General features: G+C 34.0%; 15 protein-coding genes. 11 read left to right on the forward strand and 4 right to left on the reverse strand.

Annotation, left to right across the window (positions count from 1 at the left end; all coding sequences use genetic code 11):
- Window positions 1-302 precede the first annotated feature (302 nt).
- Window positions 303-467, reverse strand: coding sequence for a hypothetical protein (locus C1N55_RS20455; RefSeq protein WP_168193806.1), 165 nt, complete (start codon window positions 465-467; stop codon window positions 303-305).
- 158 nt (window positions 468-625) lie between these two features.
- On the opposite strand from C1N55_RS20455, the gene C1N55_RS05225 reads away from it, so the two are divergent.
- The 9 genes from C1N55_RS05225 (at window position 626) to C1N55_RS05265 (ending at window position 13,195) form a co-directional block, all read left to right on the forward strand.
- Window positions 626-2,017 (forward strand): aldehyde dehydrogenase, encoded by a 1,392-nt coding sequence (locus C1N55_RS05225; protein ID WP_137727837.1) that lies wholly within the window; start codon window positions 626-628, stop codon window positions 2,015-2,017.
- Between the two features lie 255 nt (window positions 2,018-2,272).
- Window positions 2,273-3,331, forward strand: a complete 1,059-nt coding sequence (locus C1N55_RS05230; RefSeq protein WP_137727838.1) for a M42 family metallopeptidase — start codon at window positions 2,273-2,275, stop codon at window positions 3,329-3,331.
- Between the two features lies 1 nt (window position 3,332).
- Window positions 3,333-4,805, forward strand: coding sequence for a UDP-N-acetylmuramoyl-L-alanyl-D-glutamate--2,6-diaminopimelate ligase (locus C1N55_RS05235; protein WP_137727839.1), 1,473 nt, complete (start codon window positions 3,333-3,335; stop codon window positions 4,803-4,805).
- A gap of 287 nt (window positions 4,806-5,092) precedes the next feature.
- A complete protein-coding gene (locus tag C1N55_RS05240) occupies window positions 5,093-6,670 on the forward strand; it encodes a peptide chain release factor 3 (RefSeq protein ID WP_137727840.1) in 1,578 nt (525 codons plus the stop codon).
- 137 nt (window positions 6,671-6,807) lie between these two features.
- Window positions 6,808-7,893, forward strand: a complete 1,086-nt coding sequence (locus C1N55_RS05245) for an SDR family oxidoreductase (RefSeq protein WP_137727841.1) — start codon at window positions 6,808-6,810, stop codon at window positions 7,891-7,893.
- A 411-nt stretch (window positions 7,894-8,304) separates the two neighbouring features.
- A complete protein-coding gene (locus C1N55_RS05250; protein ID WP_137727842.1) occupies window positions 8,305-9,078 on the forward strand; it encodes a TerC family protein in 774 nt (257 codons plus the stop codon).
- A gap of 233 nt (window positions 9,079-9,311) precedes the next feature.
- Entirely contained in the window at window positions 9,312-10,667 is a 1,356-nt protein-coding gene (locus tag C1N55_RS05255; RefSeq protein ID WP_137727843.1) for a TrkH family potassium uptake protein, read from the forward strand.
- 534 nt (window positions 10,668-11,201) lie between these two features.
- Entirely contained in the window at window positions 11,202-12,665 is a 1,464-nt protein-coding gene (locus tag C1N55_RS05260) for an ATP-binding protein (RefSeq protein WP_137727844.1), read from the forward strand.
- Window positions 12,666-12,748: 83 nt separating this feature from the next.
- Window positions 12,749-13,195: a MarR family winged helix-turn-helix transcriptional regulator gene (locus tag C1N55_RS05265; RefSeq protein WP_137727845.1), complete on the forward strand. Its 447-nt coding sequence runs from the start codon at window positions 12,749-12,751 to the stop codon at window positions 13,193-13,195.
- A 60-nt stretch (window positions 13,196-13,255) separates the two neighbouring features.
- Here C1N55_RS05265 and C1N55_RS05270 read toward each other — a convergent pair whose 3' ends face one another.
- From C1N55_RS05270 to C1N55_RS05280, 3 genes are all read right to left on the reverse strand, one after another.
- Complete coding sequence (locus C1N55_RS05270; protein WP_137727846.1) at window positions 13,256-13,924, reverse strand: hypothetical protein; 669 nt, start codon at window positions 13,922-13,924, stop codon at window positions 13,256-13,258.
- A 76-nt stretch (window positions 13,925-14,000) separates the two neighbouring features.
- Window positions 14,001-14,612, reverse strand: coding sequence for a CPBP family intramembrane glutamic endopeptidase (locus C1N55_RS05275; RefSeq protein ID WP_137727847.1), 612 nt, complete (start codon window positions 14,610-14,612; stop codon window positions 14,001-14,003).
- A 296-nt stretch (window positions 14,613-14,908) separates the two neighbouring features.
- The gene (locus tag C1N55_RS05280; RefSeq protein ID WP_137727848.1) at window positions 14,909-15,100 is read right to left on the reverse strand and encodes a YkvS family protein; all 192 of its coding nucleotides are present in this window, start codon (window positions 15,098-15,100) and stop codon (window positions 14,909-14,911) included.
- Window positions 15,101-15,215: 115 nt separating this feature from the next.
- On the opposite strand from C1N55_RS05280, the gene C1N55_RS05285 reads away from it, so the two are divergent.
- Both C1N55_RS05285 and C1N55_RS05290 read left to right on the forward strand, forming a co-directional pair.
- Window positions 15,216-15,410 carry a hypothetical protein gene (locus C1N55_RS05285; protein ID WP_370452613.1) on the forward strand — a complete coding sequence of 65 codons (195 nt, stop codon included), beginning with the start codon at window positions 15,216-15,218 and terminating at the stop codon, window positions 15,408-15,410.
- Window positions 15,411-15,500: 90 nt separating this feature from the next.
- Window positions 15,501-15,695 carry an aspartyl-phosphate phosphatase Spo0E family protein gene (locus tag C1N55_RS05290; RefSeq protein WP_137727850.1) on the forward strand — a complete coding sequence of 65 codons (195 nt, stop codon included), beginning with the start codon at window positions 15,501-15,503 and terminating at the stop codon, window positions 15,693-15,695.
- Window positions 15,696-15,741 lie beyond the last annotated feature (46 nt).

The following is a 15,741-nucleotide window of genomic DNA, read 5'->3' on the forward strand; positions in this document are numbered from 1 at the left end:
AAGTTGGATTGGATTTTTGGTTTATGCTTATCACAAATGAAAAAGGTCTCACTCATCTTCATTCCCCCTAATTTTGATTGCAGAAAACTGTCTTCTCTTAAGGACATTTCTTACTTTCCCTAATCAAGAATTCACTATATATATTTTCTACATTCTAATTTTTACCATTTTTATTGTCAATAATATCTTAGAGAAAACAGAGAAGGGATTAAGAAATTAAGCAAATTAATAGACCCTTCTCAATTGAAAAGGGTCTCGTGTTTTATAAGGTATAAAAATGTTAACAACAAGCTTAATAATGATTAAAAATCAACTGGCTGTCCAAAGTCTTCTTGTGGCAATTCTTCTTCATCTTCTTTTAAGAATAAAAAAGATTCGTCCTTTAACTGATGTAATCTTTCTTCATTTAATCCAATAGACAAAGGTCCTGAAAAAATTTTCTCCCACCAAGTATCAGTCGAAATCATAATAAATTGCCCCCTTCATTTTGTCTCTTTCCTTCTAAATACCATTTATGAATATAAATTAAACATTTAAGAAGGATTTAGACGATAAATTGTAGTAAATTGTACATAGTTATTATGAACAAAACTATTTTAATTATGTATCGAGGGTAGGGATGTAGATGGCAAGATATTCAGCAAAAGACGTTGAAAGCATGATAGAAGAGCAAAAAAAATTTTTTTTAACAGGGCATACTAAAAATATTGAATTTCGAAAAAAACAATTGCTAAAGCTAAAAGATAAAATTAAACAATATGAAAAAGAAATTCTAAATGCTTTAAATTTAGATTTAGGAAAGAGTGAGTTTGAGGCATATTCAAATGAAATCGGGATTGTCTTTGATAGCATTAACTATTTTATAAAAAATATCGATGACTGGGCAAAACCAGTCCATGTAAAAACACCTATTCATTTTCAACCTGCAAAAAGCTTTATTGTAAGGGAGCCTTATGGTGTTGTCCTGATAATTGGTCCATTTAATTATCCATTTCAACTTGTGATGGAGCCTTTAATTGGTGCAATTATTGGTGGGAATACAGCCATTGTTAAGCCTTCTGAGTCAACTCCCCATACAACTGAAATTGTAAAAAAGATTATTGAAGAAAGCTTCGATACTTCATTTATTCGAGTAGTCGAAGGTGAAAAAGAGGAAGTAACTCACTTAATCCAAGCGCCATTTGATTATATTTTCTTTACTGGTAGTGTGGCAGTCGGTAAGGTAGTTATGCGAGCGGCAGCTGAAAACTTAACACCCATTACTTTAGAGCTTGGAGGTAAAAGTCCGGCAATTGTTGATCAGACGGCAAACCTTGAAGTTGCTGCTAAAAGAATAGTCTGGGGGAAATTTAATAATACCGGCCAAACTTGTGTGGCGCCAGATTACTTATTTGTTCATTCTTCGATTTACGATAAATTCATAAAAGAGCTGCAAAAATCAATTGTGCAATTCTATGGTGTAGATGCCAGTGAAAGTAATGACTATGGGCGAATTGTCAATAGTCGTCAGTTTAATCGCCTACAAGGTTTACTTGAAAAAGAAAAAGAAAATATTACATTCGGTGGAAAATTTGATGCCGAAAATCTTTATATGGAGCCGACTATTTTAGAAAATATAGAATGGTCCAGTCCGATTATGGAGGATGAAATATTCGGACCAATTTTACCAATCATGAAATATGACAATTTAAAATATGCCCTTCATCAAATTCAAAAGTTGCCAAAACCTTTAGCGGCCTATTTCTTCTCGGAGCATGAAAAAGCGATTGATTACTTCCTGGAGGAATTACCATTTGGAGGTGGCTGTATTAATGATACGGTTACACATGTTGCAAATCCTTATTTACCATTTGGAGGAGTTGGCCCATCTGGTGTAAATGCGTACCATGGGAAGGCAAGTTTTGAAAACTTTACACATCCAAAATCCATCATGAAGCGCTCCTCAAAATTAGCGAATAATTTGTTGTTCCCACCCTATAAGCAAAAATTAAAGCTGGTTCGAACGATGTTAAAATAAAATTCGCCCAAATAAAAACTTCGATTTTCGCATTTTCATGGCGAAAATCGAGTTTTTCAAAAATCACCCATCTTCCTTATTATTGAAATGCATTTGAAGTGCTATAATATTGTATACAAATATTATCAGTAGTGTATTGTACTAACTTATACATAAAATTTTTGGAATTACGTACCTAATGAGGGTGTCGATTTTTGGTGAATTTTGATATGATTAAATTTATTTAGAAGTTACGGAAATTGAGGGGGCGTTATAGTGAATAATGTATTTGACGAAAAACGTACAATTGACTTATTAGATCAATTAGTGAATATTCCTAGTCCATCAGGTTATACAAAACCAATTATGCAATTTATAGGTAGTTATTTACATAACCTAGGCATTGAGTATAAACAAACAAATAAAGGTGCTATTATAGCTGAAATTGAAGGAGAAGATACAACTTCACAACGTCTATTAACAGCCCATGTTGATACTTTGGGTGCAATGGTGAAAGAAGTTAAGTCGAACGGCCGATTAAAGCTAACGATGATCGGTGGATTTAAATGGAATGCAGTTGAGGGTGAATATTGTACAATCCATACTGCACAAGGGAAAAAAATTCGCGGTACCATCCTGCTCCATGAAACTACTGTGCATGTATACAATAATCCTGACACGATTAAACGCGATGACAATCATATCGAGGTTCGTATAGATGAAAAATGCTTTAATGCTGATGATGTTCGTGCTACTGGTATTGAAGTGGGGGACTTTGTTTCCTTTGATCCCCGCTTTGAAGTTACGGATTCAGGATTCATTAAGTCCAGACATTTAGACGATAAAGCAAGTACAGCTTTACTTTTACAGTTGCTGAAGACCATTAAAGAAAACAATATTAAGCTACCCTATACAACACATTTTTATATTTCTAATAACGAAGAGATTGGCTACGGAGGAAATTCGAATGTTCCTGAACAAGTCGTGGAGTATATTGCTGTAGATATGGGAGCAATCGGGGATGGTCAAAGCTCTGATGAGTATACAGTATCGATTTGTGCTAAGGATTCAAGTGGTCCATATCATTACGAGTTAACTAGACATTTAGTTGAGTTGTCAAAAAGTAATGCCATTGATTATAAGCTAGATATTTATCCGAATTATGGGTCGGATGCTTCTGCTGCAATTCGTGCAGGCTTTGATGTGAAACATGCCTTATTTGGACCTGGTATTGAGGCTTCTCATGCATATGAACGTACTCATGTTGACTCATTACGAGCGACTGCACAATTGTTATACACTTACGTAATTTCACGAATGGATTCGGAGGATTAATATGTATACAGAGGAATTATTAAGTGTCATCCCGTTAAAGAAAATTACTGGGCAGCTACCTAATACTATCAAAGATGTATCGATTGATTCTAGAAGTGTTCAACCGAAAAGTTTATTTGTATGTATTAAAGGTGAGACAGTTGATGGTCACGATTTTGCACAAAAAGCAGTCGATGCTGGAGCAACAGTAGTTGTAGCTGAACGCGAACTTTCGCTTGAAGGTGAAGTTGCACAAGTCATTGTAAAAAATTCGGATCGTGCGCTAGGGTTACTTGCAGCAAAATTTTTCGATTACCCTTCCAATGATATGATGATGATCGGCGTAACTGGTACAAATGGGAAGACTAGTGTATCAGGTATCATTCACCATATGCTGGTAGGTATGGGAGAAAGGTCGGCATTATCCGGAACGATTGGTTTTGAATTGAATGGTGTCCTTTATGAAACAGCTAATACAACGAATGACGTGCTTAGTACACAGCAAATGATATTCCGTGCCAAAATGGAAGGCTGTAGAGCGATGGTTATGGAGGTATCTTCACATGGTTTAGCCTTAGGAAGACTTGCAGGTGTAGATTATGACGTTGCTGTATTTACAAATCTTACGCATGATCATTTAGATTTCCATGGGACAATGGAAGAGTATGGAAATGCGAAAGGCTTGCTATTCTCTCAAATGGGGCAAGATTTTACAAAAAACAAGTATGTCGTATTGAATGCAGATGATCCATGGTCTGAAAAATATGAAAAAATGACTTCTTATCCGGTTTGGACCTATGGGTTGAAAAATGAGGCAATTTTCAAAGCAGAAAACTGTAATTATGAAGACGGATTAACAACATTTGATATGCTTACTCCCGAGGGGAAATTCCCAGTAACAATGCATTTACTTGGTGAATTTAATGTATATAACGTGTTGGCGGCTACTGCTGTTTTTTATGCTCGAGGATTCACAATTGAAGAAATCATTGAACAAATTGAGGATTTAGCTCCAGTGCGCGGTCGTATGGAGCGCGTTAAAACGGATTTACCATTACAAATTTTTATTGATTATGCACATACGCCAGATGCTATTGAAAAAGCAATCCATGCAGCGTTGCCATATAAAAAGCCAGAAAATAAGTTAATTTTCTTGATTGGTACGGGAGGAAATCGAGATAAATCGAAACGTCCTGCTATGGCTAAAAAAGCGTCTAACGCAGATTATGTGATTCTAACAACAGATGATCCACGTTATGAAGAATACGATAGTATTACTCGTGATTTGGAAAAAGGTATGCTGCATGAGAATTATGCTTGTATTGGCGATAGAGCTGAAGCGGTTCGTCATGCTGTTTCAATTGCTGAGCCTGGTGATATTATCATCTTTGCTGGTAAAGGTCATGAAGATTACCAAATCATCGAGAATACAAAATATCCTCATAGCGATGCAGAAATTGCAATCGAAGCGGGTCGTTTAAAATTTGTAATGTAGTTCTTAGCGTAGGATGAAACATGGTTTACTTGAGGCTGTTCGGTAAGTTAATGCTTATTGGACAGCCATTAAATTTAAGCAGTAGAATAAATTGCTGGATATATAAAAGGATTTGTTCTCAGTATAAATAGTAGATTAAAGGAAAAATGGTTGTGCTATTTAAGGATAATCTTTTATTATACTGATATGTACTTTTATGGAAATCGGTATAAGGAAAACATTTAAGCATGATTTTTTGACTAAACAAGGTTTTCCATTAGCAAGGGTATATAAAAAGGAGAAAAAGAATGACTTCAAAATTAGAACAAGATATATTATCACGCCGTACCTTTGCCATTATCTCTCACCCAGATGCTGGTAAAACGACAATAACTGAGAAATTATTATTATTCGGTGGTGCCATACGTGATGCGGGTACTGTAAAAGGGAAAAAAACAGGTAAATTTGCCACTTCTGACTGGATGGAAATTGAAAAGCAACGTGGAATTTCTGTTACATCTTCGGTAATGCAATTTGACTATCTTGGAAATCGTGTGAATATACTAGATACACCAGGTCACCAAGATTTCTCTGAGGATACTTACCGTACTTTAATGGCAGTAGACAGTGCAGTAATGGTGGTGGATGCTGCAAAGGGAATTGAGGCACAAACGTTAAAGCTATTTAAAGTTTGTCGTCTACGCGGTATTCCTATCTTTACTTTTATCAATAAACTAGACCGTCAAGGGAAAGAACCCCTTGAATTAATTGAAGAGCTAGAGGAAGTTTTAGGAATTAATGCTTACCCAATGAACTGGCCAATTGGCATGGGGAAAGAATTTTTAGGAATTTACGATCGTTATAACAAACGAATTGAACAATTCCGTACAGATGAAACCGAACGCTTTTTACCGATTGATGAAGAAGGAGAGCTTGCAGTAGAGCATCCGATGAAAGTTACGTCCTATTACACACAAGCGATGGATGATATCATGCTATTGAACGAAGCAGGAAATGATTTTTCAGAGGAAAAAATCCGTCGTGGTGAGTTAACTCCGGTATTCTTTGGTTCTGCGTTAACGAATTTCGGTGTGCAAACATTCCTTGAAACGTACTTACAATTTGCGCCTGCACCTCAACCACGTATAACAGAGGATGAGCAGTTTATTGACCCTGTAGATCATAACGAGCTTTCTGGATTCATCTTCAAAATTCAAGCAAATATGAACCCAGCTCACCGTGATAGAATTGCGTTCGTTCGAATTGTTTCAGGTAAATTTGAACGTGGAATGAACATTACACTATCCAGAACGAACAAATCATTTAAAGTAACACAATCGACTCAATTTTTAGCAGATGATCGCGAAACAGTCGATGAGGCAGTTGCTGGTGATATTATAGGTCTTTACGATACAGGAACATACCAAATTGGAGATACAATAGTTGGCGGTAAGAAGACGTTCCAATTTGAAAAACTTCCACAATTTACACCAGAACTATTTGTTCGAGTAACGGCGAAAAATGTAATGAAGTCGAAGCAATTCCATAAAGGGATTTTACAATTAGTGCAAGAAGGGGCAATCCAATATTATAAAACTCTTCATACAGAAGAAGTGATTCTTGGAGCTGTAGGACAATTACAATTTGAAGTTTTTGAGCATCGTATGAAAAACGAATATAATGTTGAAGTGCAAATGCAGCCAATCGGTTCAAAAATCGCTCGTTGGATCGAAAATGAAGAAGATGTAAAAGAATCGATGCATTCAACGCGTTCTATGCTTGTAAAAGACCGCTTTGATAATCTAGTCTTCTTATTCGAAAATGAGTTCGCAATGCGCTGGTTCTCAGAGAAAAACGAAAACATTAAACTTTATAGCTTATTATAAAAAAGCCTACTGAACGTCATTTAATATGACGTTCTTTTTTGTAGACTTTAATATTCCGAAATGTTAAATTCTTCCTAAGACATGGTAAAATGGAAATAATTGATAAATGTAATGGATAGATAGGGGATGAGTGAGAAATGGGGATTCACTTTTTTACAGGATTTCCAGGTTTTATAACTAGTCAATTAATACGAAATGTTTTCAAAAATGAAATTACAAATGATATTGCTGTATTAGTTCTCCAAAGTGAATTAAAAAAAGCACAAAAAGAAGTAACGGATATCTTAAAGGAGTATCCCGGACGAGAAATTAAGATTATTGAAGGGGATATTACTTTAGAAAATTTAGGAATAGCAAAAGAATTTCTAACAAAGTTAAAACCTGATATTGAGGTGTTTTGGCACTTGGCTGCAATTTACGATCTGGCTGTTCCAAAGGAAGTAGCATGGACAGTAAATGTTCATGGTACTTCAATGGTAAATGATTTTGTCTTAACTCTGCCTAATCTAAAACGCTATATGTATTTTAGTACTGCCTATGTGGCTGGAACCCGAGAAGGAAACCTCCTAGAAACAGAGTTAATCCGACCACTGAAATTCAAAAATTTCTATGAAGAGACGAAATTTGAAGCGGAACTATTGGTGGAAAAGTTAAAATCACAAGTTGCTATAACCATTATTCGACCTGGGATTGTTCGAGGTTCTTCAGAAACAGGAGAAACGATAAAATTCGATGGACCCTATTTTTTCTTAAATATGATCGATAAATTGAAAGCTTTGCCTTTTATTCCGTATATTGGTAAATCGAATTCCACTATCAATGTAGTACCGGTGGATTATATAATCGAGGCAAGCACATTTCTATGTACGCAACCTTCAGCTGAAGGAAAAACGCTACATTTAACTGATCCTCATCCGCATCCAGTACAAGAAGTGTATCGAACGATGGTGAAAGAGATGACAGGAAATTATCCTAAAGGAAGATTCCCATTTTCGATAGCCAGGATAGGATTGCAAATTCCAGCTATTCGAAAAATGTTAGGTGTGGAGATTGAAACCATGGATTACTTGATGTGGAATGCATCTTTTGATTGTACACAAGCGCAGGAAATCCTTAGAAAAGGGGACGTTCGATGTCCAGATTTTTTATCGACAATGCCCTCAATGATCCAGTTTTATAAGGAAAATAAAGCTAATAAAATCTTTCATATTCAAATTAAATAATTTCATTGCATTTAATATGGGCTATGATATAATTAAATTAAATAATAACTGAATAACCATTTGACTGTTGTCAAAGGGGAGTAGCTTATAAGTATTGAAAAATACTTACTTCACATTCGTCATTACATGGTTTGGAACCATCGGGTGTGAAAGCATATGATTAGTCGATTTCAAATTATTTTATTTGAAATCATTAAATTTGCTTAGCAAGACCTTTGCCTATTTATTTAGGCATGGGTCTTTTTCTTTTGTCTAAAAATGGTTGTTCGGTGATATTTATAAACTTGCAGTTATATAGCATAACTGCAGAAACTAAAATTTTACTTATCTTCAATGAAAGTAAAGGTAAGTGAAGTTTTTTAATAAAAATCCCCTCATGTGGGTAAACAAATGATAAGGAGGAAGATGTGAGTGGAAATATTTTTAGAATATGCATGGGTATTACTTGTACTTGTTGTATTAGAAGGATTATTGGCTGCCGATAATGCCGTTGTAATGGCAGTAATGGTGAAACATTTACCAAAAGAGCAACAGAAAAAGGCTTTATTTTATGGATTATTAGGTGCGTTTGTCTTCCGTTTTGCAGCGCTGTTCTTAATCACGGTTTTAGTAAACTATTGGCAAATTCAAGCAATTGGTGCCGCTTATCTTCTATTCATCTCCATTAAAAATATTTATGATCAGAAGTTTAAGAAGGAAGATGATGAAGAAGATCAAGTTGAAGAACACACTAAAAAAGGAAAAGGCTTCTGGGCAACGGTTGCTAAAGTTGAAATGGCAGACATTGCCTTCGCAGTAGACTCAATGCTTGCTGCTGTGGCGATTGCTGTAACATTACCTGAAGTAGGTAATTTCGATATCGGTGGAATTAATGCAGGCCAATTCGGCGTCATGTTCTTCGGTGGAATAATTGGTTTGATACTTATGCGATTTGCAGCACAATGGTTCGTTAAGGTTTTACATGATTACCCTGACTTAGAAAGTGCCGCGTTTTTAATTGTTGGTTGGGTAGGTGTTAAATTAGCTGTATTAACACTCTCTCATGATAAGGTTGGTATCCTACCGCATGAGTTCCCACATTCAACAACATGGAAGCTGATTTTCTGGATTGTATTACTTCTCATTGCACTTGGTGGTTGGTTCATTGGAGTTTCAAAAAAGAAAAAACAAGCAACACAAGAATAAAAATATGGAAATGGGGAACAGTGTAAACTGTTCCTCTTTCTTTAATTCCGAATTAAATATAGGTTGGGAGAGCAGACTATCTTATAAGAAACTAATATTCGAAAGAAGGATGCTAGAGTGGGTAACCGTATGAATAACTGACTATTTACAAACTCCCTGATTGAAGGTTCACTTTAGAGGAATTTTCCATTATACTTGTAGAACTAGAACAATAAGTAAAAGAGGCGAATCAAGTGGCCCAGCATCAGCATCCTAAAAAATCTAGAGTCATAACACCATTTCAACTTCTTGTTAGCTATTATTTTATTGCAATAGCTACTTCTTTTCTATTATTAAGAATCCCTGGAGTATACAAGGATGGCGTAGATATATCACTAATCGATACATTATTTACTGCAGTAAGTGCAGTAAGTGTGACAGGCTTAACCGTATTCGATTTAGCTGATGCTCTAACATCATTTGGAATGATTGTGTTACTAGTCATTTTGCAACTTGGAGCAATCGGAATCATGTCGTTAGGTACTTTTCTTTGGATCATTATGGGGAAAAGAATCGGCATGCGTGAAAGACAGTTAATAATGATAGATCATAATCAATACAATTTATCCGGTGTTGTAAATTTATTAAAGGAAATAGTAAAAATACTCTTTTTCATTGAAGCAATAGCTGCATTCATTTTATCAATACATTTCCTTCAATATTTTGATACATGGCAAGAAGCGTTTAAACATGGAGTTTTTGCCGCTATTTCGGCAACAACAAACGGAGGATTTAGTATAACAGGGGATAGCTTAATACCCTACCATAAAGATTATTTTGTTCAATTTATTACAATGATATTAATCGTGCTAGGCGCGATTGGATTCCCTGTTTTAGTTGAAATGAAAAACTTTTTGTTTAGAAAAGATCCATCCTTCCGGTTTAGTCTATTTACAAAAATTACAACGGTAACTTACGGACTCTTGTTTGCAATAGGAACTTTAGTGATTTTACTGATTGAGACCTTCCATTCCTTTCGAGGGATGCCGTGGCATGAGAAATTATTTACATCGATGTTTCATTCAATTTCGACACGTTCAGCTGGATTGGTTACATATGATGTGACACTATTTAGCGAAGCAACTGATATTTTCCTAAGCTTTTTAATGTTTATAGGTGCTTCACCAAGTTCAGTTGGGGGTGGTATCCGTACGACAACATTTGCACTTGCCATATTGTTTTTATACAATTTTGCAAATGGTCGAACAGAGATTCAATTATTCGGACGTGAAATTTATTTAATTGATATTTTTAAATCCTATGTGGTCATTATGTTAGCTTTCTTCATGGTTATGATTTCTACTATGATTTTATTGATAACAGAACCAGCTGCTTCAACAACTCAAATTATTTTTGAGATTACATCTGCTTTCGGAACAACCGGAATGTCCTTAGGAATAACTGAGCATTTGTCGACAGAAGGAAAATTCGTCATCATGATTTTGATGTTTATTGGTCGGGTCGGACTAATCTCATTTTTATATACACTTGGAGGTAGGGTCGATAAACCACCTTATCGCTACCCAAAAGAAAGAGTAATAATTGGATAATTTTTTATAAAGGTCTCATACATGAGATCTTTTTTTATTACAAATATTAAATATTTTGAATTTACAGATTTTTAACGTGCAATTTTTTATGAATTTAGTTAAATTTAATATATCTTCTAGAAAATGTAATTACTAAAAAAATAGTCGATTTACTCATATTAAAGATACTAAATTTTAAGTAAATTATGTAAAAAACAGAAAATTAGTAGGTCAAATGGAGTTATGTATAATTTTTTAAAAGAAAAAATACCCAGTCGAATGGTCTAGAACTAATTTCACATACACTTCATATAGTTATGATAATGAACAAAAAAATACTAATAAATATATTTTATCACTGTGAAAATGATGTTTTCTACCCATTTAATTACAAAAAAATCTGTGGAATAATTTGTATTGAAATGTATATTTTGAATATTTAGTATAATTTAATTTACAAAGTCATAAATAGACGAATTTATTAATAGAATAAAAGTATGAGAACTGAGTGGAAGAGAATATTTTTTCCAAACGGAAAGGATTGGTGAGAGAAAAATGGTGAAAACTGTTCGACCTATTTTTAGGATGTTGTTTCAAACCGTTAAAGATCCAGTACTAATATTAAATACTTCCTGTCAAATTGAGTCTATTAATGACTATGCAGCTCAAATGCTAAATATAGATCAATCATCCGAAAAAACATTACAAATGGACGAGTTATCAAATAATAAATGGATTAAATTTTTAAACAAAATCCAGAGTGATTTTAGTAGTTTTTGTAATCTCAATCTTAAAATTGGTGAAAATAAATTTAAAGAGTTTCGATTAATGGGATACTATCATGAAAAGAAAAATCTTATTTTTGTAAGAATTTCACCGAAGTCAGAAACAGGTGCATTACATGAGAGCAGCAATATCGATATCTATTCAATGTTTAATGATATTTCTCACGGAATCATACTGACAGATTTGAATGGGGAGATTGTCGATCTTAATGGTTCAGCATTAAAGTATCTTCAATGCGAAAAAAGTCAGATTATCAAGAAACAGCATGAAACACTCTTCGATATACTGACAGATTTCGAATTTTGTAAGCTTCAATATTTCGCGAATCTTATGAATAGTGGACGAGCTTCTATAGATGTGTCTGGTGAAAATGAAAATGGACAGCTGAATTATTATAAAGTAGATAGTAAATTTAATTATAATATGAATCTAATTGTTACAACGATTACAGATGAAACCGAGAAAACGATACTAAAACAACAAGTGGATCAACAACAAACTCTAAATTCAATGGGCCAAATGGCAGCGAGCATAGCCCATGAAATTCGAAATCCTATGACATCATTAAAGGGATTTGTTGAATTATTAAGACTAAACTCTAACGACGATCATCAAAATTATTTATCTGTCATGGATTCTGAATTACAGCGAATGGAATCAATATTAACTGAATTGTTGTATTTGTCAAAGCCAAAAGAAAGAAGCTATGATGAAACTTCCATTGTCGATGTTACGAATGAAGTCATTGAATTAATGCTTCCTCACGCTTTGAAGCAAAATATCCTATTAAAAATGGACAATTGTAATTACTATCCTATTAAAATAATGGGGAATCATAATCGTTTAAAGCAAATGCTTATTAACTTAGTAAAAAATGCCATCGAAGTAATGGCTAATGGTGGAGTTATTGTTATTAAGCTTGAGAATCATGATGGGGGAGTCAATGTATCTGTTATTGATAAAGGGACAGGACTGACTGATGCGGAAATGAATCAGTTATTTACTCCATTCTTTACAACGAAACCAACTGGTACAGGCTTAGGATTAACATTAGTCAAGAAAGTTGTTGAGGAGCATAATGGTTCAATTAGTATAGAAAGTTCTGTTGGTTTGGGGACGACCTTTAAAATTTCATTGCCAGTTTCCAAAAGGGAGTATTTAAATCGAAATGATGAGAACTTAATGAATCTGTGGGGAAGTCATGAACCGCTAAACGGATTACCGGTTGTTTAATAAAATAGAGATGAGTGTTTTGACAAAAGTTTCTTTTTATCGCTATAATTCATTTATATAAATGATAAAAAGGATGTTTTGTCATGTCTTCTATTGAAATTAAGCAATCGCTTAAATTGTTTATAGTCTTGTCGAGAGCAAATAAGGCGATTAATGAAGTGACGAATCAATTTTTTCAACAGCAAGGTTTAAATCCAACAGAATTCGCTGTTTTAGAATTACTTCATCATAAAGGACGTCAACCGCTTCAGCAAATTGGGAATAAAATCTTGCTTGCTAGTGGTTCCATTACCTATGTTATTGATAAGCTTGAAAAAAGAGGATATCTAAATCGGGTATCATGTCCATCTGACCGACGTGTTACATTTGCAGAGATTACTGCGGCAGGTACGGAGTTCATGGAGAAGTTATTTCCAGAACATGAAGAAAATCTACATGAACTTTTAAGTGTTTTAACCCCTGAGGAAAAAGATATTGCAATTGAGCTGTTAAAGAAATTAGGACTTTCTATTAAAGATTTGTCATACTAAAAGGAGTTGTCTCATGTTTGAGGCAACTCCTTTAGTTTTACTAAAAAGCTTTAAAATAGCTTATTCGATCGTTAAGCCCATCTTAATCATTGCTTCAGATAAATCTACTTCTTTATTATCGTATACAGTTAAACGAACTAATTTGTCAGCTTTAACAAACACAACTGTGATGACTTCTTCGCTATCAAAGTTAGCAATAAAAGCAGTGGATTTTGTTAAGTTTTGTTCTCCAACAAATGAAGTTATATCATATGGTTCATAGTCTTCACTTATAGCAGTCATTGTTTGTTCTGTATTTGCTACTAAATCATCGAAAGTTGTAGCACTTGTTTCCATTGCTTCAATTCGCATAGAAACTGAATCGTCCTGTTCGTAAAACAAAATGTCCTTTCCAGGCTCTTCTGGGGTTAAGCTAAAACCAGGAATTGCTTGTATTGTATATCGTTCTCCTGAAATTGCCGTCAATTCTTCAGTTGTACTTTCTCCCTTAGAGGAGAATGTAATGGAATTAGTTTCACTTGCAGATTGTTCTTCTTTTTGTTCTTCCTGCTCAACATCACCAATTGCTGTTTCTTCGCTATCTGCAGACTCATCTACTTCTGTAGACTCAGTATTTGTAGTAACTGTTTCGTTTGTAGGTTCAGTAGTTGACTCCTCAGCAGTGTTACACGCAGCTAAAACTGCCAGTGATAATAATAGAGTGATAATAAACTTATAAGTTTTTAACATTTTTTAGCCCCCTTAAATAAATATAACGTATTAGCCCATAGAAAGTTTCATATATTATTCAAGTTCCACCTATATTTTAATGAAGTGGTAAAATCATGAATAATAATAGAATAAATACTTCATGGGAGACGATAATTAGTGGTAAACTTCTTTTCCACTCATATAGGAATCCCCATACTAGTCCTGCAACAAAAGCTGCTACAACCCCTAGCCAAAAACCGCTTATGGCAACAGATAGAGCAAATAATATACTTGTCATAAAGACAGCAACTTTAGGCGAAACCCAATGTTTTAAATACTGTTGTACATATCCTCGCCAAAATAGCTCCTCGCCTAAGACGATAATGAATATCAGCAATAAAAAATGCCAAATATTATCAGGTCCGTAGGTTTCAAGAAATCTTGTTATCGTTTTTTCGGTACCACCATTAACTTTTGTAATAATAATGTAGCCTAGTCGAACAATTCCATAAAGAATTGTCCCATAGCCAATTCCATAAACTATATATTGCCAGGTGGGTACTTCATCATTAAATTTCCCGTATATGCTGGCGATCGCAATTCCTACTAAAAGTGTAAAGCTGTATAAGTACCAGAAGATATTAATTTCTTCAAATGTGATATACAACATGACATAAAAGAAGATTAAAGAGAGAAGGAGCCCGACTAATTTTTTAGTTTTTTCCATAAATAATGACCTCCTTCCTTCCATATTATCAAAAAAAAAATCTCCTATCATCTATAAGCAAATGAAAAGGAGATTTTTATTTATTTGTATTAATTTGATAAACTTCATTCTAGAAAAAGTTTTGATTTTCTATTATGGAGAAGAATTTCACCGTATCACAGTAGTTCCGCTGAGTAAGGATAACTGCAATTTGTATAGTTAAAGCCTCTAAGGCAATATTATCCTCAGGAAAGAATTGATCGAGGCGAGCTCGTGGTGAAATTTAGGTATTTTAAGGCTAGTACCTTTTTAATAGATTAATGTTCCTTTGGATGATTTAATATTTTATAGCGTTTGTGATTGACAACTGTTTTTTCTTCCATGTCTAGATCATGAAAATTATCCATAATCGTTAAGTCTACAATCACAGAGTTTTCGTTTACTTTTTCAACAATACCTTGTAAACCTTCTTTAAACTCGACAATATTTCCAACCTCTGCTATTTTCATAAGAGTCAGCTCCTTATCGACTAATATTAAGAAATTTTGCATGAAAATCTAAAAAAAGTAAAGAGATTTTTAGAATTTTTAATTAATTTATCTAAAATTTTACATTTAAAAGGTGATTAAAATGGAAAAATATCAGCAAATGATTGAACAACTAAAAAGCGGTGAAGTGGATAGTATCCACATTTCTAAAGAGGAATTTTTACAATTTCGCGAGTTTTTAGTTCGGGATGAACTGTTTAAACATTTTCGTGGTGAAGCACAACAAGGCGGAGATGTTACTTTCACATTTTTGAAGGTGCCTAGAAGTTAATACTGTGTCGAACTTTGTCTAGCGATTTTCATCCTCATTATTAAAAAAAATAATATAATAGATGCATCATATTTTTTTAGGAGGAGTTTAGTGGGAAAGGACCTTTTAAAAGAACTTGAGAAAAAAAGACAGTTAATGATACAGACTGGAATAGAGCACGGTCTTCAAAACCCCAAAACTATACGCATAAGCAAAGAATTAGATCGGTTAATGAACGAAATTGATAATGGATATGCAAAAGAAAATGAACAAATAGAAAAGAATGATGAGTACAATTACCTTTAGTAAAAAAAAATTGTATAAATTGTTTAGAAAGTAAGAAAAGGGGATA

Source organism: Lysinibacillus sp. SGAir0095 (assembly GCF_005491425.1).
In the GTDB taxonomy this organism is placed as follows: domain Bacteria; phylum Bacillota; class Bacilli; order Bacillales_A; family Planococcaceae; genus Ureibacillus.

What these genes read in the sequence shown, in the direction of transcription:
- C1N55_RS20455 (WP_168193806.1), bottom strand. Translation starts at nt 467, where the DNA reads ATGATTTCGACTGATACTTGGTGGGAGAAAATTTTTTCAGGACCTTTG.
- C1N55_RS05225 (WP_137727837.1), top strand. Translation starts at nt 626, where the DNA reads ATGGCAAGATATTCAGCAAAAGACGTTGAAAGCATGATAGAAGAGCAA.
- C1N55_RS05235 (WP_137727839.1), top strand. Translation starts at nt 3,333, where the DNA reads ATGTATACAGAGGAATTATTAAGTGTCATCCCGTTAAAGAAAATTACT.
- C1N55_RS05240 (WP_137727840.1), top strand. Translation starts at nt 5,093, where the DNA reads ATGACTTCAAAATTAGAACAAGATATATTATCACGCCGTACCTTTGCC.
- C1N55_RS05245 (WP_137727841.1), top strand. Translation starts at nt 6,808, where the DNA reads ATGGGGATTCACTTTTTTACAGGATTTCCAGGTTTTATAACTAGTCAA.
- C1N55_RS05260 (WP_137727844.1), top strand. Translation starts at nt 11,202, where the DNA reads ATGGTGAAAACTGTTCGACCTATTTTTAGGATGTTGTTTCAAACCGTT.
- C1N55_RS05265 (WP_137727845.1), top strand. Translation starts at nt 12,749, where the DNA reads ATGTCTTCTATTGAAATTAAGCAATCGCTTAAATTGTTTATAGTCTTG.
- C1N55_RS05270 (WP_137727846.1), bottom strand. Translation starts at nt 13,924, where the DNA reads ATGTTAAAAACTTATAAGTTTATTATCACTCTATTATTATCACTGGCA.
- C1N55_RS05275 (WP_137727847.1), bottom strand. Translation starts at nt 14,612, where the DNA reads ATGGAAAAAACTAAAAAATTAGTCGGGCTCCTTCTCTCTTTAATCTTC.
- C1N55_RS05280 (WP_137727848.1), bottom strand. Translation starts at nt 15,100, where the DNA reads ATGAAAATAGCAGAGGTTGGAAATATTGTCGAGTTTAAAGAAGGTTTA.